The sequence below is a fragment of the Staphylococcus arlettae genome, from assembly GCF_002902345.1.
GTDB classification, from domain to species: domain Bacteria; phylum Bacillota; class Bacilli; order Staphylococcales; family Staphylococcaceae; genus Staphylococcus; species Staphylococcus arlettae.
Genome location: NZ_PPQB01000005.1, coordinates 36638 through 58771 on the forward strand (window position 1 = coordinate 36638; position 22134 = coordinate 58771).

The 22134-nt window shown below is 31.4% G+C and carries 16 protein-coding genes; 14 read left to right on the forward strand and 2 right to left on the reverse strand.

Going from position 1 to position 22134, the window contains the following annotated elements:
* The first annotated feature begins 281 nt into the window (after positions 1 to 281).
* Positions 282 to 6578 (forward strand): GA-like domain-containing protein, encoded by a 6297-nt coding sequence (locus CD036_RS00400; RefSeq protein ID WP_103388007.1) that lies wholly within the window; start codon positions 282 to 284, stop codon positions 6576 to 6578.
* Positions 6579 to 6680: 102 nt separating this feature from the next.
* Here CD036_RS00400 and CD036_RS00405 read toward each other — a convergent pair whose 3' ends face one another.
* A complete protein-coding gene (locus tag CD036_RS00405) occupies positions 6681 to 7037 on the reverse strand; it encodes a DoxX family protein (RefSeq protein WP_103388008.1) in 357 nt (118 codons plus the stop codon).
* A 718-nt stretch (positions 7038 to 7755) separates the two neighbouring features.
* On the opposite strand from CD036_RS00405, the gene CD036_RS00410 reads away from it, so the two are divergent.
* From CD036_RS00410 to CD036_RS00470, 13 genes are read left to right on the forward strand one after another with little or no spacing between them, the layout of a single operon-like run.
* Entirely contained in the window at positions 7756 to 8418 is a 663-nt protein-coding gene (locus tag CD036_RS00410) for a YveK family protein (protein WP_002509444.1), read from the forward strand.
* 14 nt (positions 8419 to 8432) lie between these two features.
* Positions 8433 to 9131: a polysaccharide biosynthesis tyrosine autokinase gene (locus CD036_RS00415; protein WP_103387785.1), complete on the forward strand. Its 699-nt coding sequence runs from the start codon at positions 8433 to 8435 to the stop codon at positions 9129 to 9131.
* On the forward strand, positions 9124 to 9885 hold the full coding sequence (locus tag CD036_RS00420) for a tyrosine-protein phosphatase (protein WP_103387786.1): 762 nt from the start codon (positions 9124 to 9126) through the stop codon (positions 9883 to 9885). Before CD036_RS00415 ends, CD036_RS00420 begins: the two co-directional genes overlap by 8 nt.
* 18 nt (positions 9886 to 9903) lie before the next feature.
* Entirely contained in the window at positions 9904 to 11715 is a 1812-nt protein-coding gene (locus CD036_RS00425) for a polysaccharide biosynthesis protein (protein WP_103387787.1), read from the forward strand.
* Positions 11708 to 12892 (forward strand): lipopolysaccharide biosynthesis protein, encoded by a 1185-nt coding sequence (locus CD036_RS00430; protein WP_103387788.1) that lies wholly within the window; start codon positions 11708 to 11710, stop codon positions 12890 to 12892. The genes CD036_RS00425 and CD036_RS00430 overlap by 8 nt, the downstream gene beginning before the upstream one ends.
* Positions 12889 to 14091 (forward strand): phospholipid carrier-dependent glycosyltransferase, encoded by a 1203-nt coding sequence (locus tag CD036_RS00435; RefSeq protein ID WP_082435625.1) that lies wholly within the window; start codon positions 12889 to 12891, stop codon positions 14089 to 14091. Before CD036_RS00430 ends, CD036_RS00435 begins: the two co-directional genes overlap by 4 nt.
* A 5-nt stretch (positions 14092 to 14096) precedes the next feature.
* On the forward strand, positions 14097 to 14648 hold the full coding sequence (locus tag CD036_RS00440; protein WP_002509450.1) for an acyltransferase: 552 nt from the start codon (positions 14097 to 14099) through the stop codon (positions 14646 to 14648).
* Position 14649: 1 nt separating this feature from the next.
* Complete coding sequence (locus CD036_RS00445) at positions 14650 to 15666, forward strand: NAD-dependent epimerase (protein WP_103387789.1); 1017 nt, start codon at positions 14650 to 14652, stop codon at positions 15664 to 15666.
* A gap of 2 nt (positions 15667 to 15668) precedes the next feature.
* A complete protein-coding gene (locus CD036_RS00450) occupies positions 15669 to 16943 on the forward strand; it encodes a nucleotide sugar dehydrogenase (RefSeq protein ID WP_002509452.1) in 1275 nt (424 codons plus the stop codon).
* A 2-nt stretch (positions 16944 to 16945) separates the two neighbouring features.
* Positions 16946 to 18109: a glycosyltransferase family 4 protein gene (locus CD036_RS00455; protein ID WP_103387790.1), complete on the forward strand. Its 1164-nt coding sequence runs from the start codon at positions 16946 to 16948 to the stop codon at positions 18107 to 18109.
* Positions 18103 to 18699: a sugar transferase gene (locus tag CD036_RS00460; RefSeq protein ID WP_002509454.1), complete on the forward strand. Its 597-nt coding sequence runs from the start codon at positions 18103 to 18105 to the stop codon at positions 18697 to 18699. The genes CD036_RS00455 and CD036_RS00460 overlap by 7 nt, the downstream gene beginning before the upstream one ends.
* Positions 18696 to 19319, forward strand: coding sequence for an acetyltransferase (locus CD036_RS00465; protein ID WP_021459074.1), 624 nt, complete (start codon positions 18696 to 18698; stop codon positions 19317 to 19319). The genes CD036_RS00460 and CD036_RS00465 overlap by 4 nt, the downstream gene beginning before the upstream one ends.
* Positions 19316 to 20464: a DegT/DnrJ/EryC1/StrS family aminotransferase gene (locus tag CD036_RS00470; RefSeq protein ID WP_103387791.1), complete on the forward strand. Its 1149-nt coding sequence runs from the start codon at positions 19316 to 19318 to the stop codon at positions 20462 to 20464. The genes CD036_RS00465 and CD036_RS00470 overlap by 4 nt, the downstream gene beginning before the upstream one ends.
* Before the next feature lie 99 nt (positions 20465 to 20563).
* On the opposite strand, the gene CD036_RS00475 is transcribed toward CD036_RS00470, so the two are convergent.
* Positions 20564 to 21457: an AraC family transcriptional regulator gene (locus CD036_RS00475; protein WP_232045981.1), complete on the reverse strand. Its 894-nt coding sequence runs from the start codon at positions 21455 to 21457 to the stop codon at positions 20564 to 20566.
* Positions 21458 to 22134 lie beyond the last annotated feature (677 nt).

The window sequence follows — 22134 nt, forward strand, 5'->3', positions numbered from 1 at the left end:
TTTATACATTTAATTAAAAGTAGGTTATTTGCAAGTTAGTTTTCATTTTCTTTAATTGTTAAATTTCTCAATATTTAAGTAGATTTTACTTGTGAAGTTATGTTTTTTACTAATATTCGAAATGCTATTTAATAATGATCTGTATTGAAATAATATTTTGAATAATAAAGTTTTCCAATTTGTGATTAGAAAGATAGTTATTAAGAAAATTTTCATTATTGGAGACTTTATGAATATACATTTAAAATCCATATTTATATAAAAGGAGAAGAGGTTATTTAATGAATAATAACAAAAAGGTTCAGAAATACTCTATTAGAAAATATAGTGTTGGCGCAGCATCAATATTAATTGGAACATTATTATTTTTAAATCCAAGTACTGCAGAAGCACAAGAGTTAGAACCTAAATCTAATGAAACAACAACAAAAGAAAATGAAGAACTTTCACAAGGTAATGACGTAACAAATACAGATGAAGTACAAGAACAAGAACTACCAGCAGAAGTGAATACTTCTCAAAAAACTGATGAACCATCAGACGTTGAAGAAATAAGTTCACAAGAAGAAAAAACGCAAAAGCTAGATGAAGTAGAAGCGCAAGAAGTAACATCAGAAGAAAATAAAGTTCAAAGTACAGATGAGTCAAAAAACAAAAAAGAAGTAACTAGACAAAAAAGTAACGAACAAAATGCAGATGAAGCACTTGAGCAAGAAGTAAATACACAGGTCAACCAAATTCAAAACTTAGATGAAGCAACTGACGAAGGGAAAGCACCTTTAGAAGAAAAAGAAGTGCAAAAATCAGATAATGAGCAAACGCAAAAAGTAAACGAACTGCAAAACATAGATGAGTTAAAAGGCAAAAAAGAAGTATCTTCACAAAATAAAGCAACGCAAAAGTCAGGTGAAAAAAATGAGCAAGAGTTTACACCTGAAGTAAAACAACAACTAAACAACGATAATTCAATCGAAGAAGTAACACAAGAAGTGAAGGAAGCACAAAAAATAAGTGAAGCACCTAATCAAAAAGTAAAGCTCAATATTAAATCAACACCTCTAAAAAGAAGTAAAAGACAATTGCCTGAACTACCACCAAGTAACACGGATATACCAGTAGTACCTTTACAAAACCGTGCAGCTAGTCATACATTTTCACCACGCTCAGTAAGTAGTTCATATCAAGCAAGGTACTTTTCTTCGATGCGTGGGTTTAATGATATAACAACAAATTCTACTAGAAGAGATGCGATTGAAATAATAGAAAAACATAAACAGCATCTTACAGAAAAAGAACGAGAATTTTATTTACGTAATATCGCAAGAAAATTAAATTTACCAAAGAATGAAAAAACGTGGAATAATTTATTTAGAAATAGTATTGATAATAAGTTGATTGGTCGAAAAGTTGCTAAAAATCAAGTTAATGACGTTAATAAAGTATTGGAAAGTATGAAAAATTTAATAAATAACCGACAAGGGAATTTTTACACAGAGATATCAAACAACAATGTGAAAAAAATTACAGCCAATGATTTACGATATGTTAGCACTGAAAAAAGAGGTGGAAAATATGTTGTAAGTTTTGATTTGACTAAAGAACTTGGGTCAGGGGTTAAAAGATTTGAAACACTTTCATTAAAAGTAAATGATTCACTAAACTCAAAAATTGAAAAAGTTCTAGTTGATTATATACCACATAAAGGACTTGCTGAAGCAACGAAAACTTTAAATCGTGATAAATTAGGTTATTATAGTTTTACAACAGAACCAAAGAATAAAGCTGGAGCTTCCGCAACTTTTAAATTAGTACTAAAATCAGCAACTGAAATTGATAGTGCAAAAGATCAAATTGGTGTTCAATTAATTAGTGACACAAACTATCCAAATCCGGTGCACGGAGTTAATTTGGAATTAAAAACTGTCAATATGAAGCCTATTGCTCAAAAAGTTAACAGTGATATTAAAAAAATCAAAGAACAAGAAGCTAAGGGGCAAGTGCAACCACCGGTAGATAATCAAGCGAAAGATGAAGCAACAAAAGCAGTAGTGGAAGCTGAACAAGCAGAACAAGCTGCGAAAGATAAATCAACAAAAGCTAACGAAGATGGTGTTATTAATCTCAACGAACATAAAGAATTAGAAGAAGCGTCTAATCAAGCAGATACAAAGAAAAAAGCAGCAGAAGCGAAAGTAAATGCTTTATCTGAAAATCAAAAGGGAGATTTGCCACAAAGGTTAGATAAATTAACAGGTATTGTAGTCCCAAGTATTAATGATCAAGACAGTAATGGTATCTCAGATGATTTAGATCAAGCAAAATCCGAAGCAACGAAAGCTGTGGAAGAAGCAGAACGAGCAGACAAAGAGGCAAAAGAAAAGTTAGCTAATGCCAATAAAGATGGCGTTATCAATCCAAAAGAACATCAGGAATTAGAAGCAGCGTCTAATCAAGCAGAAACAAAGAAAAAAGAAGCAGAGGCGAAAGTAAATGCTTTATCTGAAAACCAAAAAGGGGACTTACCACAAAGATTAGAAGTATTAACAGGCATTGTTGTTCCAGAAATCAACGACAAAGATAGTAATGGTGTGGCTGATGACCTAGATAAATCAAAAGCTGAAGCAACAAAAGCAATAGAAGCAGCTGAACAATCAGACAAAGCAGCGAAAGATAAATTAACTAAAGCCAATGAAGATGATGTTATTAATCCGAAAGAACATCGAGAATTAGAAGCAGCGTCTAAGAAAGCAAAAGAAACTAAAGTTGCAGCAGAGGCAAAGGTAAAAGCATTGCCTGAAAGTCAAAAAGGAGACTTACCACAAAGATTAGAAGTATTAACAGGCATTGCTGTCCCAGATATAAATGACCAAGACAGTAACGGTATTGCGGATAACATAGATAAAGCAAACGCTGAAGCAACAAAAGCTGTAGAAGCAGCTGAACAAGCAGACAAGGTTGCCAAAGAAGCGTTAACAAAAGCTAACGAAGATGGTGTTATTAATCCCAACGAACATAAAGAATTAGAAGCTGCGTCTAATCAAGCAGATACAAAGAAAAAAGAAGCAGAGGCGAAAGTAAATGCTTTATCTGAAAATCAAAAGGGAGATTTACCGCAAAGGTTAGATAAATTAACAGGCATTGATATTCCAGGAATCAACGACAAAGATAGCAATGGTGTTGCGGATAACATAGATAAAGCAAAAGATGAAGCAACGAAAGCAATAGAAGAAGCTGAACAAGCAGACAAGGTTGCCAAAGAAGCGTTTACTAAAGCTAACGAAGATGGTGTTATTAATCCGAAAGAACATCAAGAGTTAGAAGCAGCATCTAAGAAAGCAAAAGAAACTAAAGTTGCAGCAGAGGATAAAGTAAAAGCATTACCCGAAAATCAAAAGGTTGATTTACCACAAAGGTTAGATAAATTAACAGGCATTGATGTCCCAAATATCAACGACAAAGATAGTAATGGTGTGGCTGATGACTTAGATCAAGCAAAAGATGAAGCAACAAAAGCTGTGGAAGAAGCTGAACGAGCTGACAAAGAGGCAAAAGAAAAGTTAGCTAATGCCAATAAAGATGGAGTTATTAATCCAAACGAACATCAAGAATTAGAAGCAGCATCTAAACAAGCAAAAGAGACAAAAGCAGCAGCAGAGGCAAAGGTAAATGCTTTATCTGAAAGTCAAAAAGGAGACTTACCACAAAGGTTAAGTAAGTTAACCGGCATTGATATTCCAGGAATCAACGACAAAGATAGCAATGGTGTTGCGGATGATTTAGATCAAGCAAAAGATGAAGCAACGAAAGCAGTAGTAGAAGCTGAACGAGCTGACAAAGTTGCGAAGGATAAATTAACTAAAGCCAATGAAGATGGAGTCATTAATCCGAATGAACATCAGGAGTTAGAAGAAGCATCTAAGAAAGCAAAAGAAACAAAAGCTACAGCTGACGCAAAGGTAAAAACATTGCCTGAAAATCAAAAGGGAGAATTACCACAAAGATTAGAAGTACTAACAGGCATTGATGTTCCAAACATAAATGACCAAGATAGTAATGGTGTTGTTGATGACTTAGATCAAGCGAATGATGAAGCAATGAAAGCTGTTGAGGAAGCCGAAAAAGCGGATAAAGTGGCGAAGGAAAAGTTGGCTAAAGCCGTAGAAGACGGAGCTATTAATCCAAAAGAACATCAAGAGCTAACTGAAGAAGCTAATCAAGCAGAAACAAAGAAAAAGGCAGCATCAGAAAAAGTAAATAAATTGCCTAAAGATAAACAAGACAATTTACAAGAAAGATTAGATAAATTAACAGGTATTAAAGTACCAAATGTCAATGATCAAGACAGCAACGGCTTGGCAGATGAGTTAGATGGTACGTTAGCTGATGTAGCTATGGCAGTAGAAAAGGCAAAACAAGTAGACAAAGCTGCCAAAGAAGCGTTAGCAAAAGCTAAAGAGGATGGGAAAATTAGCCAAGAAGAAGTCAACAAATTGACAGAATTAGCTAATCAAGCAAAAGAAACAAAAGCAAATGCAGAAGTATTAGTCGAAGAATTACCTGAAACACCAAAGCAATTAAGAGAAAAGAAAGCAGAATTTAATGAAGTATTGGCTCAATTAACAGGAATTACAGTACCAACAGTAACGGATAATGTAATACCAGGACAACAAGACAATATGGACCAAGCCAGAGCCGATGCAACGAAAGCTGTAGAAGAAGCTGAACGAGCTGACAAAGTTGCGAAAGATAAACTAACTAAAGCCAAAGCAGATGGCGCTATTAATCCGAAAGAATATCAGGAGTTAGAAGAAGCATCTAAGAAAGCAAAAGAGACAAAAACTACAGCAGAGGAAAAGGTTAATGTTTTACCTGAAAGTCAAAAAGGAGACTTACCAGAAAGATTAGACAAATTGACAGGCATTGATATTCCAAACATAAATGACCAAGAAAGCAACGGCTTGGCAGATGAGTTGGACGGTACGTTAATTGATGTAACTAAGGCAGTAGAAGCTGCGAAACAAGCTGATGCAAAAGCGAAAGAAGCACTAGTTAAAGCCAACACAGATGGGAAAATTAGCCAAGAAGAAGTCAACAAATTAACAGATTTAGCTAAACTAGCGAGAGAAACAAAAGCGACAGCAGAAGTATTAGTCGAAGAATTACCAGAAACACCGAAACAATTAAAAGAAAAGAAAGCAGCATTTAACGAAGTATTAGCTCAACTAACAGGTATTGTAGTACCTACCGTGACGAATAATGCAATTCCTGGACAAGATGACAATATGGACCAAGAAAAAACGGATGCAACTCAAGCTGTAGAAGAAGCTGAAAAAACGGACAAAGCTGTAAAAGAAGCATTAATTATAGCCAATGAGGATGGAAGGATTAGCCAAAAAGAAGTTGAGAAATTAACGGATTTAGCTAAAAAGGCGAAAGAAACAAAAGCTAAAGCAGAAATGAAAGTGAACGCATTAGCTGACAATCAAAAAGGTAATTTACCACAAAGGTTAGATAAACTAACAGGCATTGATATCCCAAGTATGAATGACCAAGACAGTAACGGTGTTGCAGATGACGTAGACCAAGCGAAAACCGAAGCAATGCAAGCTGTAGAAGAAGCTGAACAAGCAGACAAGGCGGCAAAAGAAGCATTAGCAAAAGCTAACGAAGATGGAAAAATTAGCCAAGAAGAAGTCAATAAATTAATGGACTTAGCTCAACAAGCAAAAGCAACCAAAGCTACTGCGGAAGCGAAAGTAAATGCGCTATCTGAAAGTCAAAAAGGAGACTTACCACAAAGATTAGAAGCATTAACAGGAATTAATGTTCCAGTAATCAATGACAAAAATAGTAATGGTGTTGCGAACGACTTAGATCAAGCAACAGCCGATGCAACTCAAGCTGTAGAAGAAGCTGAACAAGCAGACAAGGTGGCAAAAGCAGCATTAGCAAAAGCTAACGAAGATGGTGTTATTAATCCAAAAGAACATCAAGATTTAATAGACTTAGCTCAACAAGCTGAAGCAACGAAAAAAGTTGCCTCAGAAAAAGTAAATGTCTTACCACAAGATAAACAGGTCAACTTACAAGAAAGATTAGATAAGTTAACAGGTATAAAAGTACCAAATGTAAATAGTGATGTATTACCAACAGCAGCAAGTGAAGACGATAAAGAAATGAAGCCGGAAGTATCAGGTGAAGATAGTAAAGAAACGATACCAACAATACTAAGCGAAGATGGTAATGAGGTGACGTCAGAAGAATCAGGCAAAACTAATAAATTAACGACACCAACAGCGTCGATTGAAGATGTGAATAAAGTAACACTAGAAGAATCAAGCAAAGATGATAAAGAAACATCATCAACAGTAACAAGTGAAGTAATTGCTCCTAAAGCATTAAGTAAAGACGGCAAAGCAATGTCATCAGAAAATCTAAATAATAATAGTAACAATACTATAAATGAGTTACCAAAAACAGGAAACGATGGTATTAATAGTTATATTTACACAGGTGTATTAGCCTTATTTGGATCACTATTACTGGTTGTAAGAAGAAGAAAAAATAAATCAAATTAATAATCAAAAGGCGTTAAACGTATAATACGTTTAACGCTTTTTAATAATTTAAAATATATAAGGACTTCAGACGAGAAGGGGTAAAGTTTTGAAATATGCAAATTAATAAAATTGGAACCATTTTTTCCATCGATAACCTATTAATAAAGCAATGTTCATCATGATATGGATAATTTCAAATTCATAACCACTAACGTATCCTCGTGAAAGTTTTAATGTGAAAATTGAGCCTAACATGACACCAATATAGAAAATATTTACATATGGCGGTAAAAATCCGATAAGTAAAGCTATACCACCGATAACTTCACCATATGAGAGCAACAAGGCCATTGTTGGTGATAAGCCTAAAGAACCTAAAAAGTTATATGTTCCTTGTAAATCAACAAATTTTAATGTGCCATGGACTAAAAAAGAAGTTGCTAACATCAGTCTAATTATAAGTAAACTGAATCTCATGCGATTAATAGTTTGATTTTCAATATGAGGGGATAAATGTTTATTCTTAAATGACATAATTTTCTCCTTATTGTTAGTACTAAAATTTATTTAGAGTGTGTCTAAAAACTATATTTAAGATATTAACAAATTGAAATGGTAGAAGTTTATGCTTGTCATAACTAGTAAAATATAAACCAAAGTTAGCAATAAAGTAGATATAAAGCTCTAATTTAATCAGTAAAAGATTTATGTTTTACTAGATTAAAGTCATATTTTACTAACAAATAATAAACAATCACAGAAATAACAGATATTGCTATAATAAATATAGGTGTTGAAACACCATTTATCTCCATTAGTAACTTATAGGGTTAGAGACAATCGCGTTTGCGGTTGTCTTTTTTTATAAATTTAGGGAATCATTTTGAAGTATTCTAAGGAACATGACTTACTAATATTATTTTTAAGACTAATCAACCTTTAGATTTTTACATTTTTTACTTTTAATTTTACTTTAATTACTGAAGTGCATTTCAAACAATAAAATAATGATACAATGCCGTTGTATTTAAATATAAATACATTTATTTATGTTTAAATATTAAATGGCATTTTTCTTTTGTATTACTCAAGATATAAAGCCATCCATACAAAATTAGAAGGAAGGTGATTAATAAGAAGTAAATGATAGTGGTTTTAAAACAATAATACTCAGGTTTAAAACGTAGGAGGACTTATGAAGCGTGCAATTAATATTACAGAGATATCAAGAATTTTCAAAAATTATTTGCTCTTTATCATTATCTTGCCTTTATTATCTCTAGTGGCAAGTATAGTAGTTACATTTTTTCTAATTGAAGACAAATATGTAGCAACAACCCAGTTATTGATAAATCAAAAAGAAAATACACATCAAAATGTTCAAGATATACAAAGCAATATTCAATTGATCAATACTTATTCTGAAATTGTTAAAAGTCCAAGAATTTTAGGTAAAGTTGCAAAAGAATTAAAAGGACAGTATGAAGCGGATGAAATAAAGAACTTTTTAAATGTAACAAATCAAGCGAATACACAAGTTTTAAATATTTCTATTTTTCATAATGACAAAGAAGTAGCAGAACAACTTGCAAATACAGTAGCTAATGTTTTTAAAAAGGAAATTCCTAAAATCATGAAGGTGGATAATGTGTCGTTGTTATCTAGTGCAACTAAAACAGGTCATCAGGTTGCGCCAAACGTACCTTTAAATTTATTTATAGGTTGGGCTAGTGGATTGTTAATATTATGCATTATTATTTTCATTAAAGAGATAACTGATAAACGAATAAAGTCAGAACAAGATGTTTATGACCAGATGAACTTACCAGTGTTAGGCAGCATTCAATATTTTAAATAGAAAAGAGGAGACTAATGTTTAAACGTAATACTAAAGAACAATCAACACTGTTTGTACATGACAATCCTAAATCTATTGTCAGTGAGAAATTTCGAACAATAAGATCAAATATTATGTTTTCCATTGCAAATACTAGTGATAAAAATATACTTGTCACTTCGGAACATGCATTGTCAGGCAAATCCACAGTTTCTTCAAATATTGGTATTTCTTATGCTCAGGCAGGGTATAATACGTTAATTATAGATGGTGATATGAGAAAGCCTACGCAACACTATGTGTTTCAATTATCTAATTTGACTGGTTTATCAAATTTAATAATTAATAAAACGACGTTTAATGATGCTATAAAAGCTACACATATTGACAATTTAAGTGTTCTGACTTCAGGACCTATACCACCTAATCCATCAGAATTGATTGCATCTAATAAGTTCAAGCAGATTTATGACATAGTATCTAAAGATTATGATTTCATCATTATTGATACACCACCAGTTAATACGGTTACTGATGCTCAATTATTTGTACAACATACAAAAAATGCAGTATTAGTAATTGATACTGAAAAAAATGATCGTGATGAGGTGAAAAAAGCACAAGAACTGCTAAACGCTGCAGGAGCTAAAATATTAGGTGTCATATTAAATAAAATGAAAGTGACAAAATCATCGAGTTATTACTATTACTATGGAACTGATTCAGATGATTGATATGCACAATCATATATTACCTGCTATAGACGATGGTCCTCAATCAATTGATGGTACATTAAAATTATTACGACAGGCAAAACAACAAGGCGTAACAGGTATTATAGCTACGCCTCACCACTTAAGCCTTAAGTATAATAACCCTATAGAAACAGTAATAGAATCAATAAATAATGTGATGCAAATACCCGAAGTCATATCTATATGTTTGCCAATTTATCCAGGCCAAGAAATAAGAATTTCAGATAAGATTTTAACTGATATTAAAAATAACCAGATTATTGGTTTAAACTATTCTAAGTACTTACTTATTGAATTTCCGTCTAATGAAATTCCTCACTATTCACAACAATTATTTTTTGAATTACAACTTCAGCAATTTATACCAATAATAGCGCATCCAGAACGAAATAATGTGTTTTTAAAGCAGTCAGATACTTTGTATTATTTAATTAAAAATGGGGCTTTAAGCCAATTAACTATTACTTCTGTAATAGGAAAACTAGGAAAAAAGATACAAAAATTTGCATTGCAATTAATTGATCATAATTTAACACATTTTATTGCTTCTGACGCTCACCATTATTGTTATAGACCGTTTGAAAATAATCAGTTGTATCAAAATACAAAATTAAAACACTATGCTTCAGAAATAACTCAAATGCTAAAAAACTCACAGTGCATCATTAAAGATGAATCTATATTAAAAAAACAACCGTTAAAAATTGATAAACGCTTCTTGAAATTATTTTAGATAAGAGAGGTGAATTGAATGACACACATCAATGCAAAACAACGATTATTCATCCTTATAATGATTGATTCTATTATTGTTACGTGCTCAATCTTTTTAGGAGACTTTATATTAACTCCTTTTTATGAAATTAATTCTATGCATAAATTATTTATTACATCTATCTGTTTACTGGTTTGTCATTTTCTAACTGCATATTTTTTTGATTTATATCATAGGGCATGGGAATATGCGAGTATTAATGAAGTACTACTTATTGTTCGATCTGTTTCAACGTCTATACTATTAACTTTAATTATTATTTTTGTAATTACATGGTCACAACCTTTTTATAGTTTGTATTTTATAACGTGGATGTTACATATTATTTTGATAGGTGGGTCACGGTTATTTTGGCGAATATATCGCAAGAAGGTAAATGGTGCACCGGTTTATAAAAAACCAACATTAATTGTTGGTGCGGGAGAAAGTGCGTCGTTATTAATAAGGCAAATGTTGAACAGTCCAAGTATGGCTATGGAACCTGTAGTAGCTGTTGATGATGATTATAATAAGCAAAATATAGTGTTAACAGAACGAGTGAAAGTGCAAGGTTATACTACGGATATACCAGATCTTGTAAAACGATATTGTATAAAAAAGATAATTATTGCAATACCTTCAATTGAAAATAAGAAAGTGAGGGAGCTAAATCGAATTTGTAATATCAAAGGTGTTTCTTTATTTAAAATGCCTAATATTAATGATGTATTAACAGGCGAACTTGAAGTGAATCAATTAAAACGTGTAGAAGTAGAGGATTTATTAGGGCGCTCCCCAGTGGAGTTAAATATGGACCAGATCGCGCAAGGACTTACAGATAAAACAGTGCTTGTTACAGGTGCTGGTGGTTCGATAGGTGCTGAAATATGTAGACAAATTTGTCAATTTGAACCTCGAAAATTATTAATTTTAGGACATGGTGAAAACAGCATATATTTAATACATCAAGAACTGATGAAACAACAATATACCAATATTGAAATTATACCTATAATTGTTGATGTACAAGATAGAAAGCAAATCAACAATATTATTAAACAATATAAACCTTTTGCTATTTATCATGCTGCAGCACACAAGCATGTACCATTAATGGAAATAAATACAGAAGAAGCATTTAAAAATAATGTAATTGGTACAAAAAATGTTGCGGAATTAGCTAAACGACATGCTGTACAGAAGTTTGTCTTGATTTCTACAGATAAGGCTGTAAATCCTTGTAATGTAATGGGAGCAAGTAAGCGTATAGCTGAAATGATTATTCAAAGTCTCAATGATGAACAACATGTTACTCAATTTGTAGCAGTAAGATTTGGAAATGTCTTGGGTTCTAGAGGATCAGTTATCCCCTTATTTAAAAAGCAGATAGCTGAAGGGGGACCTGTGACTGTAACTCATCCAGATATGACGCGTTATTTTATGACAATACCTGAAGCAGCTAGATTAGTATTACAAGCTGGAGCATTAGCTAAAGGTGGAGAAATATTTGTGTTGGATATGGGTAAACCAGTTAAAATCGTCGAACTAGCAAAAAACTTAATTCGATTAAGTGGTAAAACAGAAAATGATATTAACATTGAATTTTCAGGAATTAGGCCCGGTGAAAAACTGTTTGAAGAATTGTTAAAAGATGATGAAATTTACCCGACTCAAATCTATGAACAAATTTATATAGGAAAATCTACAGTGTATCCTATTGAAAAACTCTATCCGTGTTTAGCTAAAATTAGAAGCGGTGAAATTAACATAATAGATTTTGCTAAGCGAAGTGAACATTATTTTGAATAAATCGTTTGCTTGTTATTTATTAGGTAATATTTTGTTTGGCGTTAGTCAATGGCTCATTATTTTATTAATTATAAAGCTAGGAACGAGTATAGAATTAGGTGTATACACATATGGCATCGCTGTTATAGCGCCGTTAATTTTGTTTATGTCTTTTGGCTTTAATACATTAATAGTGACTGATAATTATCTTGAAAAACAAACAATGGTCATGTTGAGATGTTATTGCCTAGTCGTAACACTACTATTTTATAGTGCTATCGTAGCTTTTTTTACGAATTTAACACATACGTCATTTCTTTTATTGATTGTAGTTGCAGTTAGTAAATTGGCTGAAGCTGCATTAGATATTAATTTTGCATATTTAATTAAACTACAAAAATACGGGGAAATTGGCCTTTATAAAATATCAATGACTTGTATTCAACTTATTTTACTAATCATCTGTTATGTTTATTTTCATTCATTAACAATGGCCGTATTTTTATATAGTGTGATTATATTGATTATGTTTATACGACTAAATATAAAACATTTATTTAGAGCTATATCATGGTCAGTTAGCTTGAAATTACTGAAATTAGGATTGCCGTTATCAATTACACTAGCGTTATCATCATTAAATACCAACATACCTAAATATATATTAGAGTCTGTTTCGACTATAGAAAATGTCGGAATATTTAGTAGTTTACTTGTCATTTATTCAGCTGGTAATACTTTGTTTTTTTCTATATATAATTATTTTTTACCTAAAGTTGTTGAGAAAAAATCAGACACATCTTATTTATGGAAAGTATTATTAACAATTTTGGGACTACTCTTTACCACTCAATTAATATTAATTTTGGTTGGAACTAATAATTTATCGGTTATACTTCAAACACTGTTTACTTCGTCATATGTACATCTACAAAAGGAATTTATGAATGTTATTGTTGGTAGCATTTTTGTATATGCTAGTATTTTATTTGATTTATTTATCAACGCTTATCAAAAATATATTTACAATACATTTATTCAACTACTCAGTGTAGGTTTAGTTGCTATTACATCGATAGTGTTAATACCATATTTCAAAATATATGGGGCAACACTTGCATTTTTAATCTTTGGGATTACGGTAAGTATTACAAAATTAATAATATCTATCATGATTATACAGAGGGGTAACATATGACAGTTAAAGAAGTAGGGATCATCATTAGTTCAATCGCTTGTTTAATCATTTTTATGTGGTTAAATTACAGCAATATATTGTTGCTACTCTGTATCAACGTGCTTATATTTCTGTGGTTATTCTATCGGGAATATGATAGGAAATTTATTATCATCTTGCTTATCCAGTGGTTGATGTATGTCATATTATTAGTTATTCATCAATATTTTTATGCATTACCAGGGTCAGGGAATGATGATTTACGTTTTGAAGAATTGGCGCAACGCTTTTATATAAACTATTTATATAGCGTGAACTTAGAGATTTTTCAAAATTCAGCGTTTTACTCACAAATGATTTCGCTGTTTTACCTTTTTGGTACACCTCATATTTTGATACCAGGTTTATTAAATATAACCGTCCATAATCTTACTGTAATGCTGTTATATCATATTTGTGTACATTTATTTAAGAATACCAATGTAGCAAATATTTCAACCATTATTTATATTTTATATCCACTTCACATTACTTCAACTATTATTACTTTAAGAGAAATTTATATTACCTTTTTTATTTTATTGTTTATTTATGCATTATTGTTATATCATCGTCGAAATAACAAATGGCATTTAACTATATGCGTTATCGCAATTGGTTTAGGTTCCTTATTTCATATTGGCTTATTAGGATTATTGCTTATATTAGCAGTGTATTTTATGTTTTTATCAGCTCATTCAGCAATAGTAAGAGTTTTTTTAGTGTTAGCTATCATTTTAGGTTTTATTGTGTTGATTACTTATAATGAGGATTCAAAACTGACCTCAACTTTAAAAAATGAGCAGCACTTGGAACCAACAACTTTTAAAGCTAGAGCGGATTACCTTCATATAAATGAAGAAAAAAATATACAGACTAAAACTAAGCAAATCATTTATTTTCTAGTAAAACCACTACCGTGGGAAATTAGAAATTTTTCAGACATTATTGGTGTTGTTAACATAGCATTCATACTATTAGGCACATATTTGGCTTTTAAAGCATATATGTATGAAAGGAATAAGGATATTTTAATTGTTTTAATAGCAATCTATATTGTATTTATCATCTTCTCTTTAGGTACATACAATTATGGTACTGCGTTAAGACATAGAGATAAAGTAACGATGTTATTTACGATGTTTATTAGCTATTATGCGTTCATATTAAGGAAGCGGTGATAACTATGATTCGACGTATATTAAAAGTTATGACAGCAATTTTAACACTTTTACCTAAACGCTTATCTTTATTATTGTATGAACTTAATAGTAATACGAATTGCACATGGCAAATTGCATTACGATACTGCATTGTAGGAAGTTTATGTAAAGCAATTGGCCACAACGTTTATATCGGTAAACGTGTTACTTTAAAAAACATTGAAAATATCACAATAGGCGACAATGTCAGCATTCACGATATGTGTTACATCGATGGATATGGCGGTATTAAGATAGGCAATAATGTATCTATTGCTCACAATACCTCCATATTGACATCAACACATACTTGGTCAGACCAATCTATACCTATTAAGTATAACCAAGTTATAGCAGGTAAGGTTGTTATTGAAGATGATGTATGGATTGGATGTGCGGTCAGAATATTATACAAAGTAACTATTGGTCAGAGATCAGTAATAGCTGCTGGAACTGTTGTGACTACAAATTTACAATCTGGTTGGTTAGGAGCTGGCATACCTATGAAACATAAAAAGAAATTGGAGGATTGGTGATATGAAAGTATTAATAACAGGCATAGCTGGTTTTATTGGTTCACATGTCGCTAGTAAATTACTACAAGCGAATATTCAAATTGCAGGAATTGACAATTTAAATAATTATTATGATGTGTCATTAAAACATGCCCGCCTAGACAATATTGGGAGAGAAAATTTTCCTTTCTATCAAATTGATATAGCAGACTATGAAGCTGTTAATAAAGTTTTTTTACAAGAAAAACCTGATGTTGTAATTCATTTAGCAGCACAGGCAGGTGTGAGGCATAGCATTAAAGTGCCACACAGTTACATTCATTCTAATATTGTTGGTTATTTGAATATTTTAGAATGTTGTCGCTATTTTCATGTTGAGCATTTAATATATGCTTCATCGAGTTCTGTATATGGTGCTAATAAAGCACAGCCATTCAGTACTGCAGATCCTGTTGACCATCCGATAAGTTTGTACGCGGCCACTAAAAAAAGTAATGAACTTATGGCTCATAGTTATAGTGCATTATATAATATTCCGACAACAGGACTCCGTTTTTTTACTGTTTATGGTCCATGGGGGAGGCCAGACATGGCATTATTCAAATTTACGCGCGGTATTTTAGAAGAGGGCGAAGTGGATGTATATAATTATGGGAAAATGGCTCGAGATTTTACTTATGTGTTTGATATTGTTGAAGCCATTTACCGTTTATTAGGACACAAACCTGCTCCTAATGCTAATTGGGATCCTTACCATCCAAATCCTAGTGATTCTTTTGCGCCCTATAAAATATATAATATTGGTAATAATCAACCTGTTAATATACTCGAATTTATCGAAGCTATTGAAACTAAGTTAGGAAAAAAATGTATAAAAAATTTCAAAGATCTTCAACCAGGTGATGTGCCGAAGACGTTTGCTAATGTAGATGATTTATATCGACAAATAAACTTTAAACCATCAGTGACTATTACAGAAGGCGTAAATAAATTCATTGATTGGTATTTATCGTATTATAATATTAGTAAAGGATGTTGAACGTGGACAAAACGATAGCAGTAGTTGGCTTAGGCTATGTTGGATTACCTGTTGCTGTTGCATTTGCACAGAAATTTAAGGTAATAGGTTTTGATATTGATGAAGACAGAATAAAACAATTAAAACAAAATTATGATCAAACTTGTGAAGTGGCGGAACAAGCATTACTAGATACAACGATTCATTTTACTACTAAAAAAGATGTCTTAAAACAAGCTGATGTAATAATTGTAGCTGTACCTACACCAATAGATGATCATAACACACCAGATTTAACCCCATTAATCCATGCTAGTAAAATGATTGGTGAAATTCTTCAACCTGGCATGATCATCGTATATGAATCGACGGTATATCCAGGTGCAACAGAAGAAGTGTGTATACCTATATTAGAACAGCAATCTAATTTAAAATATAATGAATCCTTTTATGTAGGGTATTCACCGGAAAGGATTAATCCAGGTGATAAACAACATACTTTTGATACCGTTAAAAAAGTAGTGTCGTCAAATAATCCTGACATTGGTAAGGAACTTGCTCAACTTTATGAACAAGTAGTAACAGCAGGTGTTTATGTTGCACCAGCAATTAAAGTTGCTGAAGCGGCTAAAGTGATAGAAAATACACAAAGAGATATTAATATTGCATTAATAAATGAATTAGCCGTAATTTGTAAAGAAATGCATATTGATACTGTCGAAGTATTAAAAGCAGCAAAAACAAAATGGAATTTTTTACCATTCTCTCCGGGTCTCGTTGGAGGACATTGTATAGGTGTAGATCCTTATTATTTAACCTATAAAGCTCAGACGATTGGCTATTATCCTGAAGTTATTTTAGCGGGGCGACGTATTAACTCGAATATGGCGAAATATATTGTTGCTCAATTAGTAAAATTGATGATTCAACGTAATATTCCTGTTCATGGTGCAACAGTTAATATATTTGGTATTACATTCAAAGAGAATTGTCCAGATTTAAGAAACTCACAAGTGTTCACAATTATTAAAGAACTAAAAGCTTATAATATGACATTACAAATACATGATCCTGTGGCGGATAAAACCTTGGCACTTTCGTTGTGTGACATTGAATTGTTAACTGAAACAGTTATGACACCGGCTGATATTGCCATCTTTGCAGTAGGACATGATATATATATAGATAACAAAGCTAATTATCTAGAGCTCGTTAAACCAACAGGTATTGTGTGCGATATCAAGTCAATATTTGATGTTAAAGATATACTGAAAACGCAATACTTGTGGAGGTTGTAATTGTGAAAATATTACAAATTGCAGCATTAGAAGTGACACATACTAAATTATTAAAGCAACTAAATACTACATGTATTGAGCAACAATATGATGTTCATTGTGCTTGCTATACTCCTCAAAAACCTCAAAACTATTTTCAAGATAATATGTATTTTCATAATATTTATTTACCACGTCATATCAATGTAGTGACAAACTTTATATCACTCTATAAATTAATACAGCTAATGAAAAAATTGCGGCCTGATGTTGTACATGTACATACGCCAATTGCTGCAGTATTAGGTAGAATTGCTGCAAAAATAGCTAAAGTACCATGTATAATTTACACAGCACATGGTTTTTATTTTCACGAAAGTATGACAAATTTTAAATTTCAAGTGTATTTTAATATTGAAAAATGGATTGGCAGATGGTGTACAGATTATTTGTTTGTTCAAAGTAAAGAAGATTACTATGTTGCGAAAAAGGCTAGATTTTTATCAAAAAAGCATAAGAACAATTATGTGCATATTAGTAATGGTATCGACCTACGTGAGGAGTTTAATTATCACAAAATGGATGTTGCGGCCGTATCCCAGTTGCAAAGTAAATTAAAAATCACTCAATCTGACATAGTGATTACTTTTATAGGTAGACTAGTTAAAGAAAAAGGAATATTAGAGTTATTGTCTGCTTTTAGGCAAATAAATGATCATAGACTTAAATTGATAATTATTGGTGATCTACATCAAAGTGAACGTGATCAAATGACAATTAGACAATTAGAAAAATATCGTAATGAAAATAATATTATTTTTACCGGGTTAGTTCACAATGTAAATCATTATTTATATTTAAGTGATATCTTTTGTTTACCATCATATAGAGAAGGGATGCCTCGCTCAATATTAGAAGCTATGGCTATGAAAAATGCAATAATTGCAACTGACATTAGAGGTTGTAGAGAAGAAATAATAGACGGACAACATGGTTATTTAGTGCCTACACAGTCGAGTGATATGATTGCTCAAAGAATAAATGAGCTAATTACTAATCCACATAAATTAAAACAGTTCCAAGATGCAAGTTATCAAAGAGTTAATAAAAAATTTAACGAATTAGATGTTGTAGCAAAACAATTAGAAATATTTAAGATTATAGAAAGTAGTGACACATCATGTTAAAAAGGTACTTCGATATTGTGATTAGTTTATGTGTATTATTTATGGCTTTACCATTGTTAATAATAGTGGCTATTTTAATTCAAATAAGTATGGGGAGACCAATCATTTTTTGTCAACTACGGACAGGAAAAGATGCACAGCCTTTTAAATTGTATAAATTTAGAACGATGACTAATAAGTACGATGAGCACAATAACTTATTACCGGATGAAAAAAGAATGACGAAAATAGGAAGGTTTATACGTAGTACAAGCATAGATGAATTGCCACAACTGATAAATGTGTTAAAAGGAGATATTAGCATTGTTGGTCCTAGACCACTATTAATGGACTATGTAGCTCTATATAATGACAGACAAAAACAACGTTTATTTGTGAAGCCTGGCATAACTGGCTTAGCTCAAATTAGTGGTAGAAACTCATTATCATGGGAGCGGAAATTTAAATATGATGTATGGTATGTCAAACATCAATCAATGAAATTAGATTGCTATATTATTGCTAAAACAGTGATTAAAGTTTTATTACGTAAAGACATTTGTGCTCAAAACCATGTAACAACAAAGCCATTTAAAGGGTCTTCATCATGAAACCAGTAATGATTATAGGTAATGGCGGTCATGCCAGTGTAGTAACAGATGTAATAAAATCTCTGAATAATTATTATATAAAGGGATATTTAGATGATGTTCAAAAAGAATATATACGAAGTGACGGTTTAATTTATGATGCAATTGCACACATAGATCGTTATAAAGATAATTATTTCGTAATTGCTATTGGAGATAATCAACAAAGAGCAGCAGTGTACCATCGACTGGGGTTAGATGATCAATACTTTGCAACAATTATTCACCCAACTGCCATTATTGGCTCTAACGTAATAATACAAGCTGGCTGCGTAGTAATGGCTCATGCTGTTATACAAACAAATACATTTATTGCTAAACAATGTATTATCAATACTAAAGCATGTGTGGAACATGACAATAACATTCAAAGTTTTACGCATATTGGACCCAATGCTACCTTAGCTGGAAATGTTCATGTTGGCAGTGAATGTCTTTTGGGAGCTAGCGCAACAGTAGTACCTAATACCATTATTAGAAATAAAGTTACAGTTGGAGCAGGTTCGACAGTAATCAATGATATACAAAGTAATCTCACGGTTGTAGGTTCACCTGCACGACAAAGAGGTGATAACAAATGAATGATGAGAGAATTTACTTGTCACAACCACATATGGGTGGGAGAGAGCAATATTATATAAAAAAAGCTTTTGCACAAAATTGGATAGCACCATTGGGTGATAACGTTAATCAATTTGAACATAAGGTGCGCAATTATGTTGGAAGGAATGCTGCCGTAGCAGTGAGTAGTGGTACAGCAGCGATACATTTGGCACTAATTGAATGTGGAGTAAAACAGAATGATTTTGTATTTTGTCCATCTTTAACATTTTGTGCAACTTGCAATCCTATATTATATTTAAATGCCAAGCCAGTATTTATTGATTCGGAAATTGAAACTTGGAATATGTGTCCTCAAGCACTTCAAAAAGCATTTCATCAATACGAACGTCAAGGTTTAAAGCCTAAAGCTGTTATCGTAGTGAATTTATATGGACAGCCGGCAAAATATAATGAGATTTTAGATATATGCGACTATTATGATGTGCCAATTATTGAAGATGCAGCTGAATCACTAGGCTCTATATATAGTAATTGTCACAGTGGGAACATAGGTAATTATAGTATTTTATCTTTCAATGGGAATAAAATTATAACAACAAGTGGTGGAGGTATGCTGTTATCCAATAATGAACATGCTATAGCACATGCTTTATATTTAGCCACGCAAGCTAAAGAGGATGTTTTATATTATCAACATAGTGAATTGGGATACAATTATCGCTTGAGTAATATAAGTGCTGGTATAGGTATTGGACAAATGGAAGTCATCGACGAAAGAGTCGCACAACGAAGAAGGATATTTCAACGATATCAACAAGAATTGCAATGTATTTCTGCAATAACCTTCCAAGAAGAAATCGCAACAACCGTTTCTAATCGCTGGTTAACAGCTCTGTTAATCGATCCACGACAAAGCAATGTTACAGTTAAAATGCTATTACAAATGTTTGAAAAACATAATATAGAAGCAAGACATGTTTGGAAACCTATGCATTTACAACCATTATTTAAAAATTTTGATTTTGTTTCATTAGAGCAAGATAATGCGGGATACATTTTTGAACATGGTATTTGTTTACCTTCTGCTTCAAATATGTCGTTATTACAACAAGATAGAGTCATAAACATTTTACAGGACACGTTATTGCGACATCAGTTGTGAACAAAATGAACTAAAAGCTGAAGCGGTTAAGATCTCTGTAAGTTAATAATGCAATAGACTGGAACAATATTTTGCTCCAGTCTATTGTTATATATGTAGTTAATTATTTGAAAAGTGTTTAGCTAGATTTTTTAAATAACTGTAAAGTTCACTAGGGAACCCTATATTTTTAGCAGTAGTACCTTTATGATTATCAATGAACGCCTCGGGAGAAATAGAAAAAACACGCTGGAAGTTTTTTAAGTAAGTTGAATAAGATTTATAACCATATGATTTCCATATGTCTTTGTGGTTATTAGAAGATAGTATCTCTACAGCTAAACGATAAATTTTGACTTTCCTAATATATTTTATTAAGGATATATTCATTGTTTCAGAAAAAACGCGAGATAAATAACTAGAATTTACATAAAATTTTTCAGCAATAGTAGCTAATGTAAGATTTTCTTTATAATGTTCATTGATGTAGATTAAAACATTATTAATTAGTGGATTGGATGCTTCCAAATTGTGTTCTCGATAATAATTACCTAACCTAATAAAGTTAATTAAACGAATAATACTAATATCTGCATTAAAATAATCTTTTTCGTATATTGAAATGATGGTGTCCAGTAACTCTTTCTTAATAAAATTATCAATTTTACTTTGATCTAGTTCTAGATTGTCCCAATTGAATAATGAAAAACGATTAAAACTTAACTTATTAATATTTAAGGCAATCACTTTGCCTGAATTAATGAGCAGTTTTGGAGCTGAATAAGGTTGTATTAAAAAAAATTCATGTTTATGATAACTACCTAAATAAGCTTTATCATATAAAGTGACACTACCAGTTAAAACAAAAAAAATACTAATTGTATTAAAGCTTTCATTTATATTAATATCAGCATTGTGAATTTGATAATTATAATCCATTGTATCTCTCTTTCCTTCTTCATAGTATTGTGCCAAACCTATCATATCACTTACAATTGCTAAATAATTTACCATCAAAAGCAAATTATTTACTGATAATGGTCAAAAAATTAAAAGTAAATTTGATATGTCTAAAGTTGAAAAGCAATTGTGAGAAGGTCGTGTTTTTATAAAATATGATAATTAAACTATTGTATGTTTCGAGTATTATAAATAAATTAAAATAATCTTTTTGGAATTAATTAAGCGCTAACGGTGATCGTTAGCGCCGGCTTGGAGATATGAATTGAATATTCAAAAGTTTAAAGAGAATAATAAAAACATCCCTATAAGATATCATAGAGTAAATGACAACTACTCCGTTAGTAGAAGTAGCTAACTATATTATAACAAGGTCAAAGATAAATTTTATTATCATTTTGGAATTAGAAAAAAATAGCAGACGAATAGTAAAATAAAAACACTAGTCTAGGAGACTAGTGAAAAATAGTAATAGCAAAAGGCTATATTTTGTAATTCTATTGATGAAAATGAACGGTAACACAGTTACTAAAGTTATTTTTTTTGAAAGCACAGTACTATATACCATTTGTCTTCATAAAAACAGTAAAATGAAGACAACAAAATTATATCAAATCAAAATTTTTTATAATATATTTTTTGAGGATGTGTAAAAAAACTAATAATTAAAGTAAAAATTAAGCTTTATTATTTTGTTAATATTAATAATGATAAAATTTTCGTATTTATGC